Origin of the sequence: Micromonospora sp. DT229 (assembly GCF_049844505.1) — a bacterium.
Lineage (GTDB): Bacteria > Actinomycetota > Actinomycetes > Mycobacteriales > Micromonosporaceae > Micromonospora.
In genome coordinates this window covers 402,444-422,031 of record NZ_JBNCLD010000003.1, presented here as the reverse complement: position 1 = coordinate 422,031, position 19,588 = coordinate 402,444, and the positions used below count along the sequence as shown (strand labels likewise).

The following is a 19,588-nucleotide window of genomic DNA, read 5'->3' as shown; positions in this document are numbered from 1 at the left end:
TGGCTCAACCCTGCCCTGACGTCCCTTGACTGCACACTTTGTCACCGGCAGGGGGTCTTCGCGGTGGCCGCCCTGATGGGCGGCCACCGCGATCTCGTTCTGGTGGTCGGCCAGCGCACCAGGGCACCCTGCGATCAGACGCTGTTGCGCCGAATCCGTGGACCGCTCGGTGATGGTCAGGAGGTTCGTCGTCGCCGGATCACCAGCAGGACACCCTGATGGATCAGCACGCCGACGGCGGTGTTGAGCACGGCCAGCCCGGCGGCGGCGAGCAGACCCGGCCCGACCTCCTCCACACCGCCGGCGACCAGCAGAACCGGCCATCCCAGCGCGGCGAGGATGAGTGCCGGGCGCCACCAGCGCCCGAACAGCAGGCCGAACACGATCAGCGCCGGGATCATCGGGCCTCCATGGTCGCTTGCCCCACCCGCCAGGGCAGGAACGCCGTCACGGGCAGCGGCGGAGGGGCCGTTTTGCCGGGAGTACGCGGCACACCGATCCCAGTCAATCACAGTCTTGTATGTAAGTGGTTACTAATGTAAGGCTGCCGGCATGGCAACGCAGCGCAGCACGGCGCCACGACGACGTACGGATGCCGTCGACTTCGGGATGCGGGTCTTCGCCGACAACGGCCTGACGACGGCCTCGATGCAGAAGGTGGCCGACCAGATGGGGGTGTCGCAGCCGTACGTCTTCCGGCTGTTCGGCAGCAAGCGTGGCCTCTTCCTGGCCTGTCTGGACGAGCTGGAGGCCCGCATCCGGCAGGTCCTCCGGCGGGCGGCGGCCGAGCATCCGGAGGACCCGTTGCCGGCGATGCGGGCCGATTTCCGGGCGCTGATCGCCGACGGCGTGGTCACCGGCCTGTGGTTGCAGGCCTGCGCGGTGGCCCGCTCCGACGAGGTGGTCGCGGCCCGCTGCCGGGCCCTGCTCGGCGGGATTCTCGACGAGGCGGGACGGCTGTCCACCGCCGCGCCGCGGCAGCTGCGCGACACGCTGGCCCTCGGCGCGTTGGTGGTGATGCTCCAGTCCTTGGGGATGGACCTGAGCGTGGGCAGCCAGGCCGCCGTCGACTCGCTGCGGCCCACGGAGGTGACGGTGTGAGCCCGCCAGTTGCCGAGAGGATCGGAGTCGACCTGTGGGTCGGGCCGACAGGGGAAGGAGCCACTCGTGTTCGGTGACCGGTGGGGGGTCACCGAACACGAGATGGCGCGGGCCTATCCGTGCGACGACTTCGTCGTCTCGCCGGCCCTGCAAGTCTGGCGAGGAGTACGGGTGAACGCGCCGCCCACGGCGGTGTGGCCGTGGATAGCCCAGATCCGGCTGGCGCCGTACTCCTACGACTGGATCGACAATCTCGGCCGCCGCTCACCTCGACGGCTGGTCGGCCTTGCGGAGCCCCAGGTGGGAGAGGCCTTCACCACCGCCGGTGGGCGACAGCACGGCAGGATCCTCGCGGTCGAGCCCGGAGTGCACCTGACCGCGACCATCATGAACGCCTACCTGTCCTACGTCCTGGTGCCCCAGGAGGACGACATCACCCGACTGCTGCTCAAGATCATCATGCAGACCAATCGGGTGTACGCGGCAGCCTTCGCCGTCGGCGACCTGATCATGGCCCGCCGCCAACTGCTCACCTTCAAGGACCTGGCCGAACGCCCGGGCTGACCGTCGGGCACGGCCGGCCAGCCGCGCCGTTACGCCGTAATGGCGGTGACCCGCCCGGCTGGATAGCGCCGTTACGCCGTAACGGAGTCGATCAGCTAAGTCGAAAGGAGGTCGATCAGCCAGGGCCGACAGCGGGAGCCGGTCAGCGGGGCAGGTAGCCGGGCTTGAGGCCGGTTCGGGCCTGCCGGATGCGGGTGTGGGCCAGGTCTTCGGCTGCCGCGCCGGGCAGGATGCCCTGCCGGCGGGCCAGGTCGAGCACCTCGCTCACGGTGTCGAAGATCTTCGAAACCTGGGCGGGCACCTCCTCCAGGGGAATCCGCCGGTACTCGGCCGATCCGGTGGTCACCCCACCGGCGCTGGCGACGAAGTCAGGCACCCAGAGGACGTCGCGCTCGGCGAGCTGCTCCTCCACCTCGGGGGTGGCGAGTTGGTTGTTGGCGGCGCCGCAGATAACAGCGGCGCGGATCGTCGGGACCGAGTCGCTGGTGAGGGCGCCGCCGAGCGCGCACGGGGCGTAGATGTCGACCGGCGCGTCGATGACCCGCTCGGCGAGGAGCACTGCGGGCAGGTCCCGTCGAGCCCGTTCGCGGGCGGTCGCGGAGAGGTCGGCGGCGGTGACTCTGGCACCGGCCTCGGCCAGCAGTCGGGCCAGCTCGTAGCCGACCTTGCCGAGCCCTTCGACGCCGACGGTACGTCCGGCCAGGTCGGCGGTCCCCCACCGGACGGCAGCGGCGGCACGCAGGGCCTGGAAGGCGCCGTACGCGGTCATCGGGCCGCTGTCGCCGTACCCTCCGGCGGTCGTGGTGCGGCCGAGGACGTGGTCGGTGCCCCGGCCGATCACATCGAGGTCGGCGGCGCTGATCCCCACGTCACCGGCGGTGACGTAGCGGCCACCCAGGCTCTGCACGAAACGTCCGTAGGTCTCCAGCAACGCCTCGGACTTGACCGTGTCGGGGTCGCCGATGATGACGGCCTTGCCACCGCCGCAGGGCAGGCCGGCGACCGCGTTCTTGTAGGTCATCCCCCGTGACAGGCGCAGCACGTCGGTCAGCGCCTCGGCCTCGGTGGCGTACGGGTGCATCCGGGTGCCCCCGACGGCCGGGCCGAGGGTGCTGTCGTGGATGGCGATGATCGCCCGCAGCCCGGTCTCCGGGTCCTGGCAGAAGGTCACCTGCTCGTGCGGGAAGTCGGGGAAACGGCCGAGAACCGGGGCGGACGGCTGGGGTGCGGACATGGGCTTGCCTTTCAGCGGTTCAGGGGGTGGTGAGGTCGGTGTCGACATCTCCGCCCCCCGCACACCGGGTCGACGAACGGCGAGCCGACCTCCTCGCCCAGCAACTCCTCCAGGCCAGCACCCGCCTCACCCAGGGCTGGCGGTGAGCCGGCCCGTCATGCCGAGTGCTCGGCCGCGCTGCGCTCCACGCAGAACTCGTTGCCCTCCGGGTCGGCCAGGACCGCCCAACCGGTGCCGTCGGGTCGACGCTGATCGTCGACCAGTGCGGCACCCAGGGCCAGCAGGCGGTCGATCTCCTCGTCGCGGGTCCGGTCGGTCGGTTGGAGATCCAGGTGTACCCGGTTCTTCGCCGTCTTGCCCTCCGGTACCCGCTGGAACAGCATCCCGCCCTCGGCGATCTCCGCCCCCGACAGCAGGGCGCACTCCGGCTCCCCCGGCTTGTTGTCCGGATCGTGCCGCATCCCGGTCGCCTCGGCCCAGAAGGTCGCCATGGTGAACGGGTCGGCACAGTCAAAATCGATCCAACGCACCCTGGAAGTCATGGGCCCAATCTCTCACCATGATCAAGCGAATTACCGCCGCCGGATCACCCGGCTCGCACCGGATCACCCGCAGTGGCCGGGTCGCCAGCCCACACGGGTCACCCAGCCCACGCCGGGTCACCGGCCGGGATTCTCCCCGGTCTCGGCGGCGTCGGCGGCCGGCAGGTCTACCGTCACCTCCAGGCCACCCCCGGGCTGCGCCACCACGGTCACCGTGCCGCCGTGGGCGTCACAGACCGCCCGGACGATGGACAGGCCCAGCCCCGACCCGCGTGCCCCGGTCCGCTCCCGGCCACCCCGCCGGAAGGGTTCGAACAGCCCCGGCACGTCCGCCTGATCCACCTCGAAACCGGTGTTGCCGACCACCAGCCACGACCGCTGCCCGTCGGAGCCGGTGCGTACCCAGAGGCGGCCGTGCAGGTGGTTGTAGCGGACCGCGTTCTCGATCAGGTTGCCGGCCAACCGGTCCAGCAGACCGGGATCACCGACCACCGGTGCCGGTTCCAGCGAGGTCTGCACATCCAGCTTGATCCGCTCCACCTCACGGCGTACCGCCGACAAGGCGTTCAGGGTGCCGGCGGCCAGGTCACACTCGGTACGCCGACCCAGTCGGCGGCCGGTCTGAGCCTCGCTGCGCGCCAACACCAGCAGCGCGTCGACCAGGCCGTTGGCCCGCTCGGAGGCGTCGCGCACCACGGTGGCCATCCGGCGGTACTCGGCCGCATCCGCCTCGTCGTCACTGAGGGTCACGTCGATCTCGGTACGCATCACGGCCAGGGGGGTACGCAGCTCGTGCGAGGCGTTGGCGACGAACCGTTTCTGCGCCTCGAAGGCGGCGGCGATCCGGTCCAGCATCTCGTCGAAGGTGTCGGCCAGCTCGGCCACCTCGTCGTTCGCCCCGGAGTAGCTGATCCGCTGATCCAGGGTGGTCTCGCCGAGTCGCCGGGCGGTCGCGGTCACCTGGTGCAGGGGGCGCAACGCCCGACCGGCCACCGCGTACGCCCCGACCACCCCGACGGTCCCGATCGCCAGCAGGGCGGCCAGCCCCTTGGCCAGCAGTTCCCCGGAGGCGGAGTCGACCAGTTGCCGCTGCCAGGCGGCGGCGTCCATGGAACGCCCGTCGGCCAGCAGGACGGTGGTGCCCGGTAGCAGTTCGTCCGTGGGGCGCAGCGCGTCGCGGACCAGCAGCCAGGCCAGCAGCACCAGGATGGCCCCCGCCCCCACCAGCAGCACCCCGTTGAGCAGGGTCAGCCGCAGCCGCAGGGTGGGTCGCAGGCGCGGGCGCAACTCCTCCCGCGGGATGCCCGTCATACCGACACCTCGGCGGTACGGTAGCCGGCCCCCACCACGGTCTCGATCAGCGGCGGATCGCCGAGCTTACGACGCAGGGTCATCACGGTGACCCGGACGATCGTGGTGAAGGGGTCGGTGTTGGCATCCCAGACCCGCTCCAGCAGTTCCTCGCTGGAGACCACCGCACCTCGGGCCTTGAGCAGCTCGCAGAGGACGCCGAACTCCTTGTTGGTCAGCTCCACCGGGGCCCCGCCCCGGGTGGCCGTCCGGCGGGCCGGGTCGACGACCAGATCGGCCAGTTCCAGCACCGGCGGGGCTGCCGGGGTGGCCCGCCGGCCCAGCGCCTGCACCCGGGCGACCAGTTCGTCGAAGGCGAACGGCTTGGGCAGATAGTCGTCGGCGCCGAGCTGCAGCCCCTCGACCCGGTCGGCCACCGTGCCGCTGGCGGTGAGCATCAGCACCCGGGTCAGGGCCCCGGAGGTGGCCAGTTCGGCGCAGATCTGGTCACCGTGCATCCCGGGCAGGTCACGGTCGAGCACCACCACGTCGTAGCGGGTGACGAAGGCCATCTCGTGACCGCTGTCGCCGTCGTACGCCACATCCACCGCCATGCCGCGCTTGCGCAGGCCCCGCGCGATCGCGTCGGCGAGGTGGCGTTCGTCCTCGACCACCAGTACCCGCATGTCCAGCCCCTTCCCGGCGACGACAACTCGACAACCTAGCGCTGCTGGCCAACCCGACCCCAACCCCCCGCTGCGGAGGGTCGGAGTTCTTGAGCTTTCGGCCCCACCCGGCTCAGTCCGGCAGCGTCCACACGCCGAAGTCGCCGTCCTGGCGGCGGCAGGCGATCAGGTCGTACCGGCTCTGACAGTCGCCGACGACACCGGGGAGCACGTCGATGCGCCGTGGCTGTGCCTCCGCCGGGTCGAGCCGGGCCAGCACCGCGCCCACCTCGGGCAACAGGTGGATGCCGAGCAGCCTGAGCTCCTGCTCGTAGCTGGCGACCGTCTTCCAGGAGCCGTACGCGGTCACCACCTCCCCGGTGGCCGCGTCGAGCGTGACCAGCCCTGAGTCGCCCAACTGCGCGAGAGCCCTCGTCGGCGTCACCCGCAGCAGGTCGCCATCCTCGCTGGTGCTCCACCGCACGTCCCCGGCCACCGGGTCGATGACATGCGTGCCGCCTCTGTTGGCCCTGGCGCAGAGCAGCGCGCCGCAGCGGGTCACGTGGTCCGCCAGCGGCACGGTGGTCTGCCAGCGCAGCACCAGACCGGCCAGGTCGTAGGCGGTGATGGTCCGCGAGTTACGGACCACCAGCAGCAAGTCATCGACCACCGACGACTGCTGGTAGCCGGTGCTGTCGGCGGCGGGCAGCCGGTCGCGGAGCTGTCCGGTCCGGGCGTCGAGCACCTCGACGTCACCGGCGGCGGTGGACACCACGATGGCGTCGATCACACCGTCACGTTGGTGATGCTCCACGAACGACGGGGGCAACGTCCGGGACCACAGCTCACGGCCGGTGGCCACCTCGACCGAACGCAGCGTGGTCGACTCCTGAACGGCCCACGTCTGAAGCAGCACCCGACCCGACGCGTCGCGGGTGCCGAACCCAGCGCTGAGCCAGCGCTGCTGCCCGGTGGCGGCGTCCAGCAGCATGGTCTCGCTGAACCGGCCCAGGTCTTGCGATGGGACCAGCGACAACAGCACGCCGGCGGCGGTGTCCTCCACCCGGATGAACCGGATTCCTGGTGGCACCGGCACCCGCCACAGCGGTACGAGGCGCTGCGGGGTGACGGTGGCTCGCCGGGGCCGGGGGTACGCGGTGAGTTCCCGCGATCCGTCGGTCACCCCGCGGACCGGGGTGACGGTGAAGATGCGCTGCGCGGTGAGGAACAGGTCGGCCGCCAGACCGGCCGGTACCGTCGCGTGCACCCGCACGGGTGGGGGTGCGGCACCGGAGAGCGTCACCAGCGCGGCCAGGGCCACCAGCGCGGCCGGCCAGTGCCGGGTGCCACGGCGAGGCCGTCGGGGTGGCGGCTGAGGGTCGTCCGACACGGTCATCACACCGAGGTCGATCACCGTCACGCTCGTCCCTCTCCGCCACGCACCTCGCTGGTCGCCGGAGCTTAACGCCGCAGGCAAGCGAGCCACTCCAGCCGCGTTGCGGTCAGTCACGCAGCTGCCACAGCCCGAAATTGCCGTCCCGACGGCGGCACACGATCAGGCCGTCCCGGTGACGGCAGTTGCCGACCGCACCAGGCAGCAGGTCGATGCGGCGTGGCTGCCCGCCGGCCGGATCGAGCCGGGCCAGCACCGCGCCCACGTCGGGAATGGACCGCGTCCCGAGCGGATGTGAGGCGACACCGAAGTCTTGCGCCAGGTCCCAGCTGTCGTCGGCGGTCGGAGGCCGTCCTGTTCCCGCCTCGATGGTCGCGACCGTTGGTGGGCGCTGCCGGTGGTCGACCACCAAAGCACGCCGGTCCCCGGCATGCAGAACGTCGAAGCCCTCGCCGACGGTCCACTGGATGGCCCCGGTCGCCGGGTCGAGCAGATGCACACCGGATCCGGCACTCGACGCACAGATCAGGGCTCCACAGCTGTAGATCAGCTCGACCGACTGCACGTCGGTCCGCCATCGCCGGGCCAGACCGTCGAGCTGGTACGCGGCCACTGCGCTGGAGCTGCGAACCACCACGAGGTCACCGATGACCGAGGCGTACCGCTGGTCACCGGGATCGTCCGCATCGGCGGGGAGACGGCCTCGCCGCGTGCCGCTCCGCGCGTCCAGCACCTCGACATCACCGCCCACCGTGGAGACCACCACGACATCGATCCCCGCTGGGTCCCGGTGATAGGAGGGCCAGAACGCCTTCGACGACACCGACCACAGCTCGCGGCCACTTGCCACGTCGACCGCGGTGACCCGGTCCAGATCCTGCCTCTCGTAGGTCTGCAGCAGAATCAGGTGCGAGGCGATGAACACCGCGACCCCCTTCTGCCGCCAGCGGCGCTGACCGGTACGGCTGTCCAGCAGCATGGTCTCCACGCCGGCATCCGTACCGGTCAGGGAAAGCAGCAGCGCGGAGTCGTCCACCCGTTCGACCACCATGGGCTGAGCGGACCCGATGGTTGTCCGCCACAGTGCGGTGAGCTGCTGCGGTGCACCGGTGGCCCGCTCCGGCTGCCGATAGGCGAGCAGTTCCTGGCTACCGTCGGCGACACCGGTCACCGGTTTCACGGCGACGATCTGGCCGCCGCCGGTGAGGAACACCTGGGCGGACAGCGACGACGGCAGGATCGCCTGCATCCGGGGAGCCGGGGGTGCCGCACCGGTCAGCGCCAGCAGCACGACCAGCGCCACCGGCACCAGGAACGAGCGGGAAGGCGGGGGCCGGCGACGACGCCCCCGGGAATCGGTCGGCTCGGTCCGGTCGCCGAGGTCGATCACCGTCACGCTCACCCTCTCCCCCGCGACACATCCGGTACGCGCCCTATGGGTGCCAAAGCCCCAAGAGCCCGCCTGTACGATGGCCCGTCGTGGCTGTGCCGGTGGTAGATCCTTCGCTGAACCCCGTCTCCCCGACCGTCGAGGCGCAATCATCGACACGGCGGCCCCGACGGCGACCGGCCCGGGCCGACATGGTGGCCCTCGGAGCCTATGTGCTGCTCGGCGTTCTCGTGTGCCTCAACTACTGGGTGGACGTCAACAACCGGGTCTCCTCGCATCTGCCCACCGACCACAGTTGGTTCGAGTGGCTGTTCTCGCACGGCGCGTACTCCGTACGCAACCTGGAGAACCCGCTGTTCAGCACGCAGCAGAACGCCCCGGACGGGGTGAACATGATGGCCAACACCTCGCTGCTCGGGGTGACCCTGCCGTTGGCCCCGCTGACCTGGCTGCTCGGCCCTCAGGTGGTGTACGCGCTCTACCTGGGTGGCGCGCTGGCCGCCACGGCCGGCACCGCGTACTGGATGCTGTCGCGGCACCTGGTGCGCTCGCGGGCGGCGGCCTTCATCGGCGGCGGGTTCCTCGGCTTCGCCCCCGGCATCGTGCACCACGCCAACGGCCAGCCCAACTTCGTCTCCAACTTCCTGCTCCCGCTGATCGTGGTGCGGGTGTTCCGACTGGCCGAGCCGGGCCGGTGGCGGCGCAACGGGCTGATACTGGGACTGCTGGTGGCGTACCAGATCTTCATCAACGAGGAGATGCTGCTGCTCACCGCGCTGGCCTGCCTGGTCATCGTGATCGCGTACGCGATCATGCGGCCGCACGCGGCGCGGCAGCGGGCCGGCACCTTCGCCGCCGGGCTGGGCCTCGGCGGCGGGCTGGCCCTGCTGCTGACGGCGTACCCGATCTGGTTCCAGTTCAACGGCCCGCAGTCCTACCGGGGGTTGCAGGGCGGGGTGTTCCACAGCTGGGGCGAGGACCTCGTCGCCTTCGTCACCTTCCCCCGCGACACCATCGCCGGCACCGAGGTGGTGGAGAAGACCATCGGGCTGACCGAACAGAACACCTGGTTCGGCTGGCCGCTGGTGCTGCTGTCCGTGGTGGCCCTGGCGGTGCTGGTACGCCGATCGCTGGTGGCCCGGATCCTGGCGGTGCTGGTGGTGGTCTTCTCCGTGGCCTCACTCGGCCCGGAGATCCGGTTCAACGGCGAGCTGACCGGGATCCCCGGACCCTGGTCCTACATCTCGGAGGACCTGCCGCTGGTCGAGATGATGATGCCTACCCGGCTGACCCTGGTGACCACGGCCGCCCTCGGCGTCCTGCTCGCGCTGGCCTGGGAGGCGGTCTCCGGCCGGAACCGACCGCCGGTGCCGGCCCCCCGCGCCCCGCAGTCGGCGGATGTGGCGCGGTGGCGGCGACCGCGCTGGCAGCAGGCCCTCGGGTACACGGCGATCACCCTGGCGGTGCTGCCGCTGATCCCCACCCCGCTGCCGGCCAAGCCGGTCGATCCGCCGCCGACCTTCATCACCTCCGGCGCCTGGCGGCCGTACGTGCCGCAGGGCAGGACCCTGGTGCCGGTGCCGATCCCCAGCAATGTGCACGGGCTGTCCACCCTGCGGTGGAGCGCGCTGACCCAGCACCAGTTCCCGATCCCGGCCGGCTACTTCATCGGCCCCAACCTGGACGGAGAGGGTGTCTTCGGCGCCCCCAACCGGCCCACCAGCACCCTGATCTACCGCAGCATGGACACCGGTGAGCTGCCGGAGTTGACCGAGGAGGACCGCCGGCGGGCGGTCGAGGATCTGCGCTTCTGGCGGGCCTCGGTGGTGGTCCTCGGCGCCCACCCCAAGGAGGCCGTACTGCGCGAGTTGATGACCGCCCTGCTCGGCGAACCGCAGCGGGTCGACGACGTCTGGCTCTGGGACGTCCGCGACCGGGTGTGAGCGATCAGCGGTCGGTCAACGCCCGTACGTCCCAGACCCAGACGTCCAGTTCCTGACGCGCCGGACCGACGAGTTGTTCGACGGTCTGGCGCAGCGGTTCGGAGTGCGGCTGGCTCACCGGCAGCACCAGCACGGCCGCCCGCCAGTGCCGCAGTTCGTCGAGGGAGCGGCGCCGCTGGCGGTCGTCCAGTTCGGGGGTACGCCCGGTGGTGGCGACCTCCTCCAGCAGTCGGCCGATGCCGCTGGGCCGGCCACCGAACCGGCCCGGGTCGCCGGTGTTGCCGTTGCGGGGGGCCAGGAAGTAGCCGCCCGGGATCTTGAAGTCGAGGTTGGTGGCGGCGGCCCACCGCATACCGTGGGTGTTGCCCATGCTCGGTACCGGGATCGGCACCAGGGTCTGGTCCGGCCCGACGTAGGCCCGCCACCGGTCGGAGGTGATGAACTTCGGCACCGGCGGCCGGGAGGTCATCGGCAGCGGCATGGGCGCGATCGGCAGCAGGGCCAGGACCAGCCCACCGGCGGTGAGCGTACGCAGGGTGCGCGGATCCAGGGGCAGCGCTCGACTGCGCTCGATGGCCAGCGCCAGCAGGATCGCCACCACCACACTAGTGATCATGCCGAACCGGGTCGGTACGACCGCGTCGAGCAGGGGCAGTCGGACCAGCCACTCCCAGGGACCCACGATCAGTTCCCGGTCCCACCAGGTGATGCGCTCGCCCAGGGAGAGCAGGGCGTAGAACGCGGCCGTGGCGGCCAGGGCCCGGACCAGCACCTCCCGCCGCAGCCACAGCGCGATGCCCACGGCGATCAGTGCCAGGCTCCAGCCGAAGAAGGCGTTCTCCTCGGAGTAGTTCGGCGCCAGGTTGACGTTGGCCCGCTGGTTACCGCCGATGGTCGGCGACCCGGGGGCCAGGTACGCGGCGATGTCGTTGCCGTAGTCGCGTACCGCGTCGCTGAGCCCGTGGTACGCCATCGGCCCGGCGAACTGGATGTACAGCGGGTAGGCCAGCAGCGCCCCGGCGATCACCGTGCAGGTGGCCACCGCCTTGCCCAGCGGTCGCCAGGCGGCCGACCACAGGGCCGGACGCTGGACCACCACCGCGATCAGGAAGATCCCGCAGCCCATCGCGGTGAACAGCAGGATCTCCTCGTTGATGAAGGCCTGCACGGTGACCAGCAGCGCCAGCACCGCCCCGTCCCGGTAGGGCCGGGTCGAACGGGTGATCACCATGACCCGCCACACGATGAAGGGCAGCAGGAACTGGCTGATGATGTTGGGGTGCCAGCTGGCGTGGGACAGCATCGCCGGCGAGAAACCGCAGAACCAGCCGCCCACCACGGCGGCCAGCCGGTTGCTCACCACGTGCCGGGACAGCACGTAGTACCAGGCCGAGGCGGTGCCCGCCAGGGCCAGGGTGACCAGCACCACGAAGGTGACCGCCGGCCCGAACAGCAGGGTCACCGGCACCATCGGGATGCCCAGCGCCAGGATGGCCGTGTTGGCCATCAGGTTGACCCCGTCGGGATAGTTGAACTGCTCCGTGAAGAACGGGAACTCTCCGTGCAGCACCACCCGCACCGAGTGGGCCAGGAAGAACTGCACCTGGGCCGGGTCACTGCTGTAGAGGGAGGCGACCCGACCGGCCGGGTCCGCCCAGATCTGGCTGGTCACCCAGACCGCGACGAGCAGGAATCCACCGAAGACGGCCAGGTCCACCCGACGGGGAGTCCAGCGGAGGCGTCGCTTCGGGGTGGCCTCCGCCCGATCCGCACCATCCTCGACCGAGCTGCCGCCGACCGCACCGCCGCCGACCGCATCATCGCCGGCTGCGCTGCCGCCGGTCGATTCACCGTCCACGATCGAATCTGGGGCGACCGCGACGGGGGCTTCCTCACGCACCGTGACGGTTTCGGCTGGCAGACCCGGGGTGACGTCGGTTTTCAGCGGATTTGCGGCGCTAATCTCGGCAGGCGTCACAGTCGGCGGAGTCTACCGGAGTGGGGAAATAGCCCCAAAGTCGACCGGCAGGTCCCTTGTGGTCGTTGAACAGCGCCACGACGCAGCGTGAGGCGGGGGAAAGCGTCGGGGTGACATCTCGTACTATTGCCCTCCGACACGACGACCGACGCGATCGGGGGCGTAACAGGTGGGTCCAGTCCGCTGGCGCGGCTTGACGGCCACCGGCCTGTCGGCACTGTTGGTCACCGTCGCCGCCTGTGGTCCCGTGGCCGAGCGCCGACCGCAGGACCTGCGGGTCGGCTACGACAGTCTGGACGGCTCGCTGACCGTCTGGCCGCCGCGCGGCTCGCTGATCGAGGACCCCGCGGCGACCGCCGCGGTGACCCGGGCGGTACGCGACTGGCGTTCCCCGGTCGACGATCGGGTGCACGTGCCGTCCTCCGGCATCCTCTACTCCGGCCAGGTCGACGGCGCCCCACTGGCCCTGGTCGCCGCCTCGGTGCCCGGTCAGGCCGCCTCCTGGCTGCTGCAACTGACCGGCGACGGCGAGGGGTACCAGGTCAGCCACGCCACCGAGTACACCGATCCCGGCTACCTCGTCTACTCCGACGTACTGCCGGTGCAGGCCGCCGACCGGCGGCGCTACTTCACCTCCGAACGGGTCCGCCGACTGGTCGGCCCCCAGGGTCGGGTGCTGCCGGTCACCGAGGGCCTCACCGACCCGGTGGAGGTGCCGGCATGCCGCGCGGTGCCGGTGACGGCCACCCTGCGGTCCACCACCTCCCTGCCTCGGGGCCGCTCCGCCGACCGACTGCTCGATCTCGGCATCGGCATCACGGCACCCCGGTACCCGCTGGTCCGCGACGACAGCGGCTCCGGGCGACGGGCGCTGGCCGACCTGGACACCTGCCAACTGGCCGGGTCGGACGGCCCCTTCGGCAGCATGACCCGGCGGGTAGGGGACCGGAACTCCCCCGACTCGGTACCGGCCTCCTGGCCCAAGATGAAGCTGGCCGTCCGTACCCTCGGCGAGGTGGCCCTCGACGGGGGCCAACCGGCCGAGTTGGAGCAACTGACCTGGGAGACCGCCGACGGCACGATGAGTGCGGTGGTCTACCGACCGGCCGACGGCGCTCCGGTGGTGTTCTCACCCGCCGACCGGACCAACGCCTTGCAGGTCTACGAACTGCCGGTGCCCGGGCACCCGTTGGTCGTGCTCAGCTGGCGGTCCACCAAGGACACCAACCTGTCGGTGCCCCCCGGCACGGTCCGCCTGGTCGATCGCCCCGGTCTGGTCGTGGCGCCGCTGCCCGAGCGTCGTCAGACCTTCAGCCTCGCCGCCGAGGACAAGACCCACTACCGCACCGCCGGCTCCGCCCGCCGCTGACCAACCCACCAGCCCTAGGTCGCTGCTGACCGATCCGCTGCCCAGCCACTGCTGCCCAGCCGCTGCTGCCCAGCCGCTGCTGGCCAACCGTCGAGCTGGTTCGTCCCCGGCGCAAGGCGGCCGTGACGGCTCGCCGCCCTCGCGGGCCGCCGGCCGCTGACCGCACCGCCGCATGGCGGAGGCCCACCAGGCCCGACCGACACCGGCCCCCACACACAGGCTGGTCACTGCCAGTGACCGCCGTTGACCCCCAGACCCGTCACTGAACGTCACGCGGACCCGTCACCCTCCCGACACCCCTCTCCCCCCCCTTTGCTCTGCTTCAACCCACGCAATGGGTGCCGAGCTGCGGAAACGACGAGCGGGACCGGCATCCGTCGCCGCCCGCCCGACACTCAAAGTGAACCGTTGCGTGGGTTGAAGCAGAGCAAAGGGGCCGAGCAGGGGTACGGACGACTGCCGGGGGCAGCACGTACCGTTATCGGTACGGCTTCGCAGGGCTTCGTCCGCCCGGCGCTGCCACCTGCCCGACTTCGACACGGTCACCGCAACGGGTGCCGGGTCGGGCGGGGGGGCAGGTGATCGCGGCGGGACCGTGCCGGTGACCACATCGGTACCAGGCGGGCGGGACCGGCCCCGGGAGGTCACCGGGGCCGGTTCACCTGAGCGACGAGTCGATCCAGCTGAGTGGCTGTGTCGACCGGCGGGTGGATCAGTTGTGGGTGGGGGTGTTGTCGGTGACCGGCAACGCCTCCACGGTCTCGGTGTCCAGGCGGGAGATCCAGCCGGTGACGTCGCGGGCGACATCCTGGGCGGTCAGGCCCAGGTCGGCGAGGATCTGGGTACGGGAGCCGTGCGGGTGCCAGGCTGCCGGCACCCCCAGGTCGCGCAGCGGCACCTGGACGTCGGCGTCGCGCATGGCCTGGGCCAGGCCGTCACCGACACCACCGACCCGGACGCCGTCCTCGACGGTGACCACCAGGCGGTGCCGGGCGGCCAGCTCGACCAGTTCGGCCGGGATCGGGCGGACCCAGCGGGGGTCGACCACGGTGACCCCGTAGCCCTGCTCGGCCAGCCGGGCGGCGACCTCCATGCCCATCTGACCGAAGGAACCGACGGCCACCAGCAGTACGTCCGCCCGGTCCGACTCGGTCAGCACGTCCACCGTGCCGATGCGCCGCACGGCGGGCAGGTCGGCCGCGACCGCGCCGGTCGGGTAGCGCAGCACGGTGGGGCCGTCGTCGACGGCGACCGCCTCGCGCAGCTCCTCGCGCAGGGTGGCGGCGTCACGGGGGGCGGCCATCCGCAGGCCGGGCACCACCCCGAAGACCGACATGTCCCAGATGCCGTAGTGGCTGGGGCCGTCGGGGCCGGTGATGCCGGCCCGGTCCAGCACGAAGGTGACCGGCAGCTTGTGCATCGCCACGTCCAGCAGGACCTGGTCGAAGGCCCGGTTGAGGAAGGTCGCGTAGACCGCCACCACCGGGTGCAGGCCGCCCAGGGCCAGCCCGGCGGCCGAGGTGGCCGCGTGCTGCTCGGCGATGCCCACGTCGTACACCCGCTGTGGGTACTTGCGGGCCAGCTTGGCGATCCCGGTCGGCTCGGCCATCGCGGCGGTGATGCCGACCACGTCGGGCCGCTCGTCGGCGATCTTGACCAGCTCGTCGGCGAAGACGTTCGTCCACTTCACCGTGGGTGCGGCGGTGGCCTTGCCGGTGGCGATGTCGAAGGCACCGGGGCCGTGGAAGCAGTCCGCCTCGTCCTCCTCGGCGGGGCGGTAGCCGTAGCCCTTGCGGGTGACCGCGTGCACGATCACCGGGCCGCCGAAGTTCTTCGCCGCCCGCAGCGCGGTCTCGACCGCGGCCACGTCGTGCCCGTCGACCGGGCCGACGTACTTGATGCCGAGGTCCTCGAACATCGCCTGCGGGGCGACCGCGTCCTTGATGCCCCGCTTGACCGCGTGCAGCACCTCGTACATCGGCTTGCCGACCAGCGGGGTCGAGCCGAGAGCGTCCTTGACCGTGTCGAGGACCTTCTCGTAGCCGGGGTTGAGCCGCAGGGTCGACAGGTGGTCGGCGAGCCCGCCGATGGTCGGGGCGTACGAGCGGCCGTTGTCGTTGACGACGATCACCAGGGGGTTGCCGGCGGAGGCGATGTTGTTCAGCGCCTCCCAGCACATGCCGCCGGTCAGGGCCCCGTCGCCGACCACGGCCACCACGCTGCGGGCCTCGCCGCGCAGGGCGTACGCCTTGGCCAGCCCGTCGGCGTACGACAGGGCGGTGGAGGCGTGCGAGTTCTCGATGACGTCGTGCTCGCTCTCGGCCTGGCTGGGGTAGCCGGAGAGCCCGCCGCGCTGACGCAGCTGGTCGAAGCCGTCCTGCCGGCCAGTGATGATCTTGTGGACGTACGCCTGGTGACCGGTGTCGAACAGCAGCCGGTCACGGGGAGAGTCGAAGACCCGGTGCATGGCCAGGGTGAGTTCCACCACGCCCAGGTTGGGGCCGATGTGCCCGCCGGTACGCGACACCTTGGCGACCAGGAAGTCACGGATCTCGGCGGCGAGGTTGTCCAGCTCGGTGCCCGACATCCGCCTGACGTCCTGCGGACCGTGCACCCTGGCCAGCAGCCGGCCCTGGTTGGCCGTGTCCTCTTCAGCACTCATGACCGCAGAGTCTATCGGCCTTCGCCCACCTCGCAGCTCGGTCACCGCAGCGGGGACCCGCGCGCGAGACCTGCACCACCCGCCGGAGCAGGCGGTTCTCACCTCGGCAACAGCAGTCCCACCAACTCCACATGCTGGGTCATCGGGAACAGGTCGTACCCCCGCAAGGCGGACAGCTCCCAGCCCAGGTCGGTGAAGACCCGCACGTCCCGGGCGAAGGCGGCCGGGTCACAGGCCACGTACGCCACGGCCCGCGGACCGGCGGCGACCAGGTCGCGCACCACCCGCGCGCCCGCGCCGGTACGCGGGGGGTCGAGCACCACCACGTCGACCGGTGCGGTGATCCGTCGGCGGGCCAGGGCGGTCTCCACCCGGGCCGCCACCACCTCCACCTGAGCCAGGTCCTTCAGGTTCTCCCGGGCCGCGCCGACCCCGTCACCGGCCGCCTCCACCAGGGTGACCCGGCCGGTCTCGCCGACCCGGTCGGCCAGGGCCGCGGCGAACAGCCCGGCCCCGCCGTAGAGGTCCCAGACCCGCTCCCCCGGCCCCGGCCCGGTCAACTCCAGCACGGCGGCGACCAGGGTGTCCGCGGCGGCGGGATGGACCTGCCAGAACGACGAGGTCGGCAGGGTCCAGTCCCGGCCCGCGGCCCGCTCCCGGACCCGCTCCGGGCCGCTGACCCGCCGGGTACGCCCCGCTGTGGAGGCCGTCACGGTCACGTCACCGCCGGTGGAGGCGACCACCTCCACCGCATCGTCCTCGGGCCACCTGGTGCCGCTGGAGGTGAGCACCGGCCGGTCCTGGATGGCCGGGTGGGCGATCAGGCACCGGTCGATCGGCACCACCTCGTGCGAGCGGTGCTTGAGCAGACCCGCCCGGCCCGCCGCGTCGACCGCGTACCGGACCCGGGAACGCCAGCCGAGCGGGCCGCCGGGCAGCGCCTCGACCCGGACCTCCAGGGCGTCGCACCCGGCCTCGTCCAGGCCACCGAGGCGTAGCAACTGCTCCCGCACCACCTCGGTCTTCCAGCGCAGCTGGGCGGGCACCGCGACATGTTGCAGGTCGCAGCCCCCACAGCGCCCCGGCCGGGCGTACGGGCAGGGCGGCTCGACCCGATCCGGGGAGGGCTCCAGCACCTTCACCACGTCGGCCCGGACGAAGCCCCGGTGCACCTCGGTGACCTCGGCCACCACCCGCTCGCCGGGCAGAGCGTGCCGGACGAAGACCACCTGGCCGTCGACCCGGGCCACGCAGTGCCCACCGGGAGCCACCGCCGCCACGGTCAACTCGACCTGCTCGGCCTCGGTCAGTCCACTACGACCGTCGGCCGCATCGGACTGCTGCCCTGGGAAGGTCATCTCGTTCACCGTGTCTCTCCGTTCGACGACTGCTGGCCCGGCCCGGAGGACGCGGGGTCAACCGGCACCGGGTCCACCGGCTCGATGGTCGGCGGCAGGGTGCTGCGGGGCACCGCCCGGGGACCCCGGACCGGCCCCCGACCCAGGGTGGCGTCCATCCGGTCGAGATCCTTACCGGCGGTCGAGGCGAGCTGCCACGGCACGCTGGTGACCATCACCCCCGGCTCGAACAGCAGCCGGCCCTTGAGCCGCAACGCGCTCTGGTTGTGCAACAGGTTCTCCCACCAGCGCCCGACGACGTACTCCGGGATGAAGACCGTGACCACGTCGCGCGGCGAGGCCCGGCGGACCCCGGCCACGTAGTTCAGGATCGGGCGGGTGATCTCCCGGTACGGGGAGTCGATCACCGTCAGCGGGATCGGCACGTCCCGGCGTTCCCACTCGGTCTGCAACTGCCGGGTGTCGACGTCGTCCACGTTGACGGTCACCGCGGTCAGGGTGTCCGGCCGGGTGGCCTGGGCGTACGCCACGGCCCGCAGGGTGGGCTGGTGCAGCTTGCTGACCAGCACGATCGCGTGGTTGCGGGCCGGCAGCACCGGTCGTCCGTCGTCCGGTGCCAACTCGACGGCCACCCGGTCGTAGTGCCGGCGGATGGCCAGCATCAGCAGATAGATCACGCCCATCGCGACGATGGCGATCCAGGCGCCCAGCAGGAACTTCGTGATCAGCACGATGACCAGCACCGCACCGGTCATCACCATGCCGAAGGTGTTGATCGCCCGGGACCTGATCATCCGTCGGCGCAGCTGCGGATCCCGCTCGGTACGCAGATGCCGGTTCCAGTGCCGGATCATGCCGGCCTGGGAGAGGGTGAACGAGACGAACACCCCCACGATGTAGAGCTGGATCAGCTTGGTCACCTCGGCCTGGAACCCGACGATCAGCACGATCGCGAAGGCGGCCAGGAAGAGGATGCCGTTGGAGAAGGCCAGCCGATCGCCTCGGGTGTGCAGTTGGCGGGGCAGGTAGCGGTCCTGGGCCAGGATCGACCCGAGGACCGGGAAGCCGCTGAAGGCCGTGTTGGCGGCCACGAACAGGATCGTGGCGGTCACCCCGACGACCAGGTACAACAGCACCGACCCGGAGCCGAAGATCGTCTCGCCGAGTTGGGCGGTGACCGTCTTCTGCACGTACCCCTCGGGGCCGGAGACGATCTGGTGGCCGGGGTCCTCGACGAACTGCAACCCGGTCAGCCGGGCCAGCCACACGATGCCGACCAGCATGGTCACCGCGACCACACCGAGCATCAGCAGGGTGGTGGCGGCGTTGCGGCTCTTGGGTGCCTTGAAGGCGGGCACCCCGTTGGAGATGGCCTCCACCCCGGTGAGGGCGGCACAGCCGGAGGAGAAGCTGCGCAGCAGCAGGAAGGCCATCGCCCAACCGGTGGTGTCGTGCCACTCGGCGGCGATGACCAGGTCGGCGCTGGGTGCCCGCAGGTCCTCACCGAGCACCACGATGCGGACCAGCCCGGTCAGGATCATGCCGACGATCACGATCATGAACCCGTAGGTGGGGACGGCGAAGGCGCTCCCCGCCTCCTTGAGCCCTCGCAGGTTGACCGCGGTCAGCAGGACCACCGCGCCGACCGCGATGAGCACCTTGTGGGTGGCGACGAAGGGGATCACCGAGCCGAGGTTGGCCACCCCGGAGGAGACCGACACGGCGACCGTCAGCACGTAGTCGACGAGCAGGGCGCTGGCCACCCCGACCCCGGCCCGGGGGCCCAGGTTGACCGTGGCCACCTCGTAGTCGCCGCCGCCGGAGGGGTAGGCGTGCACGTTCTGCCGGTAGCTGGCCACCACGGTCAGCATCACCACGACGACTCCGAGGGCCACCCAGGGCGAGAAGACGAAGGCCGAGGCGCCCGCGATGGAGAGCATCAGCAGGATCTCGTCCGGGGCGTACGCGACGCTGGACAGCGCGTCCGAGGCGAAGACGGGCAGCGCTATGCGCTTCGGCAGAAGGGTGTGCTTGAGCCGGTCGGACCGGAACGGTCGACCGACGAGCAGCCGCTTCAGCAGGGTTCGGGCCACGGTCGC

At 71.3% G+C, this 19,588-nt stretch carries 15 protein-coding genes; 4 read left to right on the top strand and 11 right to left on the bottom strand.

All coding sequences use genetic code 11. The annotated features are described in order from the left end of the window. Nucleotides 1-176: 176 nt before the first annotated feature. Nucleotides 177-401: a hypothetical protein gene (locus ACLQ2T_RS07440; RefSeq protein ID WP_425765222.1), complete on the bottom strand. Its 225-nt coding sequence runs from the start codon at nt 399-401 to the stop codon at nt 177-179. A 151-nt stretch (nt 402-552) separates the two neighbouring features. Here ACLQ2T_RS07440 and ACLQ2T_RS07435 point away from each other — a divergent pair, with 151 nt between their 5' ends. Together ACLQ2T_RS07435 and ACLQ2T_RS07430 are read left to right on the top strand one after the other, a co-directional pair. Then, nucleotides 553-1,101, top strand: a complete 549-nt coding sequence (locus tag ACLQ2T_RS07435; protein ID WP_425765221.1) for a TetR/AcrR family transcriptional regulator — start codon at nt 553-555, stop codon at nt 1,099-1,101. 66 nt (nt 1,102-1,167) lie between these two features. Beyond that, nucleotides 1,168-1,665, top strand: a complete 498-nt coding sequence (locus tag ACLQ2T_RS07430; protein ID WP_425765220.1) for a polyketide cyclase — start codon at nt 1,168-1,170, stop codon at nt 1,663-1,665. 142 nt (nt 1,666-1,807) lie between these two features. Here the strand turns inward: ACLQ2T_RS07430 and ACLQ2T_RS07425 are convergent, their stop codons facing one another. From ACLQ2T_RS07425 to ACLQ2T_RS07400, 6 genes are all read right to left on the bottom strand, one after another. Next, entirely contained in the window at nt 1,808-2,899 is a 1,092-nt protein-coding gene (locus tag ACLQ2T_RS07425; RefSeq protein ID WP_425765219.1) for a Glu/Leu/Phe/Val family dehydrogenase, read from the bottom strand. Nucleotides 2,900-3,054: 155 nt separating this feature from the next. Next, a complete protein-coding gene (locus ACLQ2T_RS07420; protein WP_425765218.1) occupies nt 3,055-3,441 on the bottom strand; it encodes a VOC family protein in 387 nt (128 codons plus the stop codon). A gap of 117 nt (nt 3,442-3,558) precedes the next feature. Then, nucleotides 3,559-4,752, bottom strand: coding sequence for a sensor histidine kinase (locus ACLQ2T_RS07415; protein WP_425765217.1), 1,194 nt, complete (start codon nt 4,750-4,752; stop codon nt 3,559-3,561). Then, nucleotides 4,749-5,417, bottom strand: coding sequence for a response regulator transcription factor (locus ACLQ2T_RS07410; protein ID WP_425765216.1), 669 nt, complete (start codon nt 5,415-5,417; stop codon nt 4,749-4,751). Before ACLQ2T_RS07410 ends, ACLQ2T_RS07415 begins: the two co-directional genes overlap by 4 nt. A 112-nt stretch (nt 5,418-5,529) precedes the next feature. Next, nucleotides 5,530-6,816, bottom strand: a complete 1,287-nt coding sequence (locus tag ACLQ2T_RS07405) for a PQQ-binding-like beta-propeller repeat protein (RefSeq protein WP_425765215.1) — start codon at nt 6,814-6,816, stop codon at nt 5,530-5,532. An 82-nt stretch (nt 6,817-6,898) separates the two neighbouring features. After that, nucleotides 6,899-8,185: a PQQ-binding-like beta-propeller repeat protein gene (locus tag ACLQ2T_RS07400; protein WP_425765214.1), complete on the bottom strand. Its 1,287-nt coding sequence runs from the start codon at nt 8,183-8,185 to the stop codon at nt 6,899-6,901. A 185-nt stretch (nt 8,186-8,370) separates the two neighbouring features. On the opposite strand from ACLQ2T_RS07400, the gene ACLQ2T_RS07395 reads away from it, so the two are divergent. Beyond that, nucleotides 8,371-10,122, top strand: coding sequence for a hypothetical protein (locus ACLQ2T_RS07395; protein ID WP_425765247.1), 1,752 nt, complete (start codon nt 8,371-8,373; stop codon nt 10,120-10,122). Between the two features lie 4 nt (nt 10,123-10,126). Here the strand turns inward: ACLQ2T_RS07395 and ACLQ2T_RS07390 are convergent, their stop codons facing one another. Then, nucleotides 10,127-11,983 (bottom strand): hypothetical protein, encoded by a 1,857-nt coding sequence (locus ACLQ2T_RS07390; protein ID WP_425765246.1) that lies wholly within the window; start codon nt 11,981-11,983, stop codon nt 10,127-10,129. Nucleotides 11,984-12,293: 310 nt separating this feature from the next. Between ACLQ2T_RS07390 and ACLQ2T_RS07385 the strand changes: the two genes are divergently transcribed. Beyond that, entirely contained in the window at nt 12,294-13,469 is a 1,176-nt protein-coding gene (locus ACLQ2T_RS07385; RefSeq protein ID WP_425765213.1) for a hypothetical protein, read from the top strand. A 712-nt stretch (nt 13,470-14,181) separates the two neighbouring features. Here the strand turns inward: ACLQ2T_RS07385 and dxs are convergent. The 3 genes from dxs to ACLQ2T_RS07370 all read right to left on the bottom strand — a co-directional run bounded on the left by dxs (nt 14,182) and on the right by ACLQ2T_RS07370 (nt 19,582). Then, on the bottom strand, nt 14,182-16,131 hold the full coding sequence (gene dxs, locus ACLQ2T_RS07380) for a 1-deoxy-D-xylulose-5-phosphate synthase (protein WP_425765212.1): 1,950 nt from the start codon (nt 16,129-16,131) through the stop codon (nt 14,182-14,184). A gap of 98 nt (nt 16,132-16,229) precedes the next feature. Continuing rightward, the gene (locus ACLQ2T_RS07375) at nt 16,230-17,489 is read right to left on the bottom strand and encodes a class I SAM-dependent RNA methyltransferase (protein ID WP_425765211.1); all 1,260 of its coding nucleotides are present in this window, start codon (nt 17,487-17,489) and stop codon (nt 16,230-16,232) included. A 5-nt stretch (nt 17,490-17,494) separates the two neighbouring features. Continuing rightward, nucleotides 17,495-19,582, bottom strand: coding sequence for an APC family permease (locus ACLQ2T_RS07370; protein ID WP_425765245.1), 2,088 nt, complete (start codon nt 19,580-19,582; stop codon nt 17,495-17,497). Between the last annotated feature and the right edge of the window lie 6 nt (nt 19,583-19,588).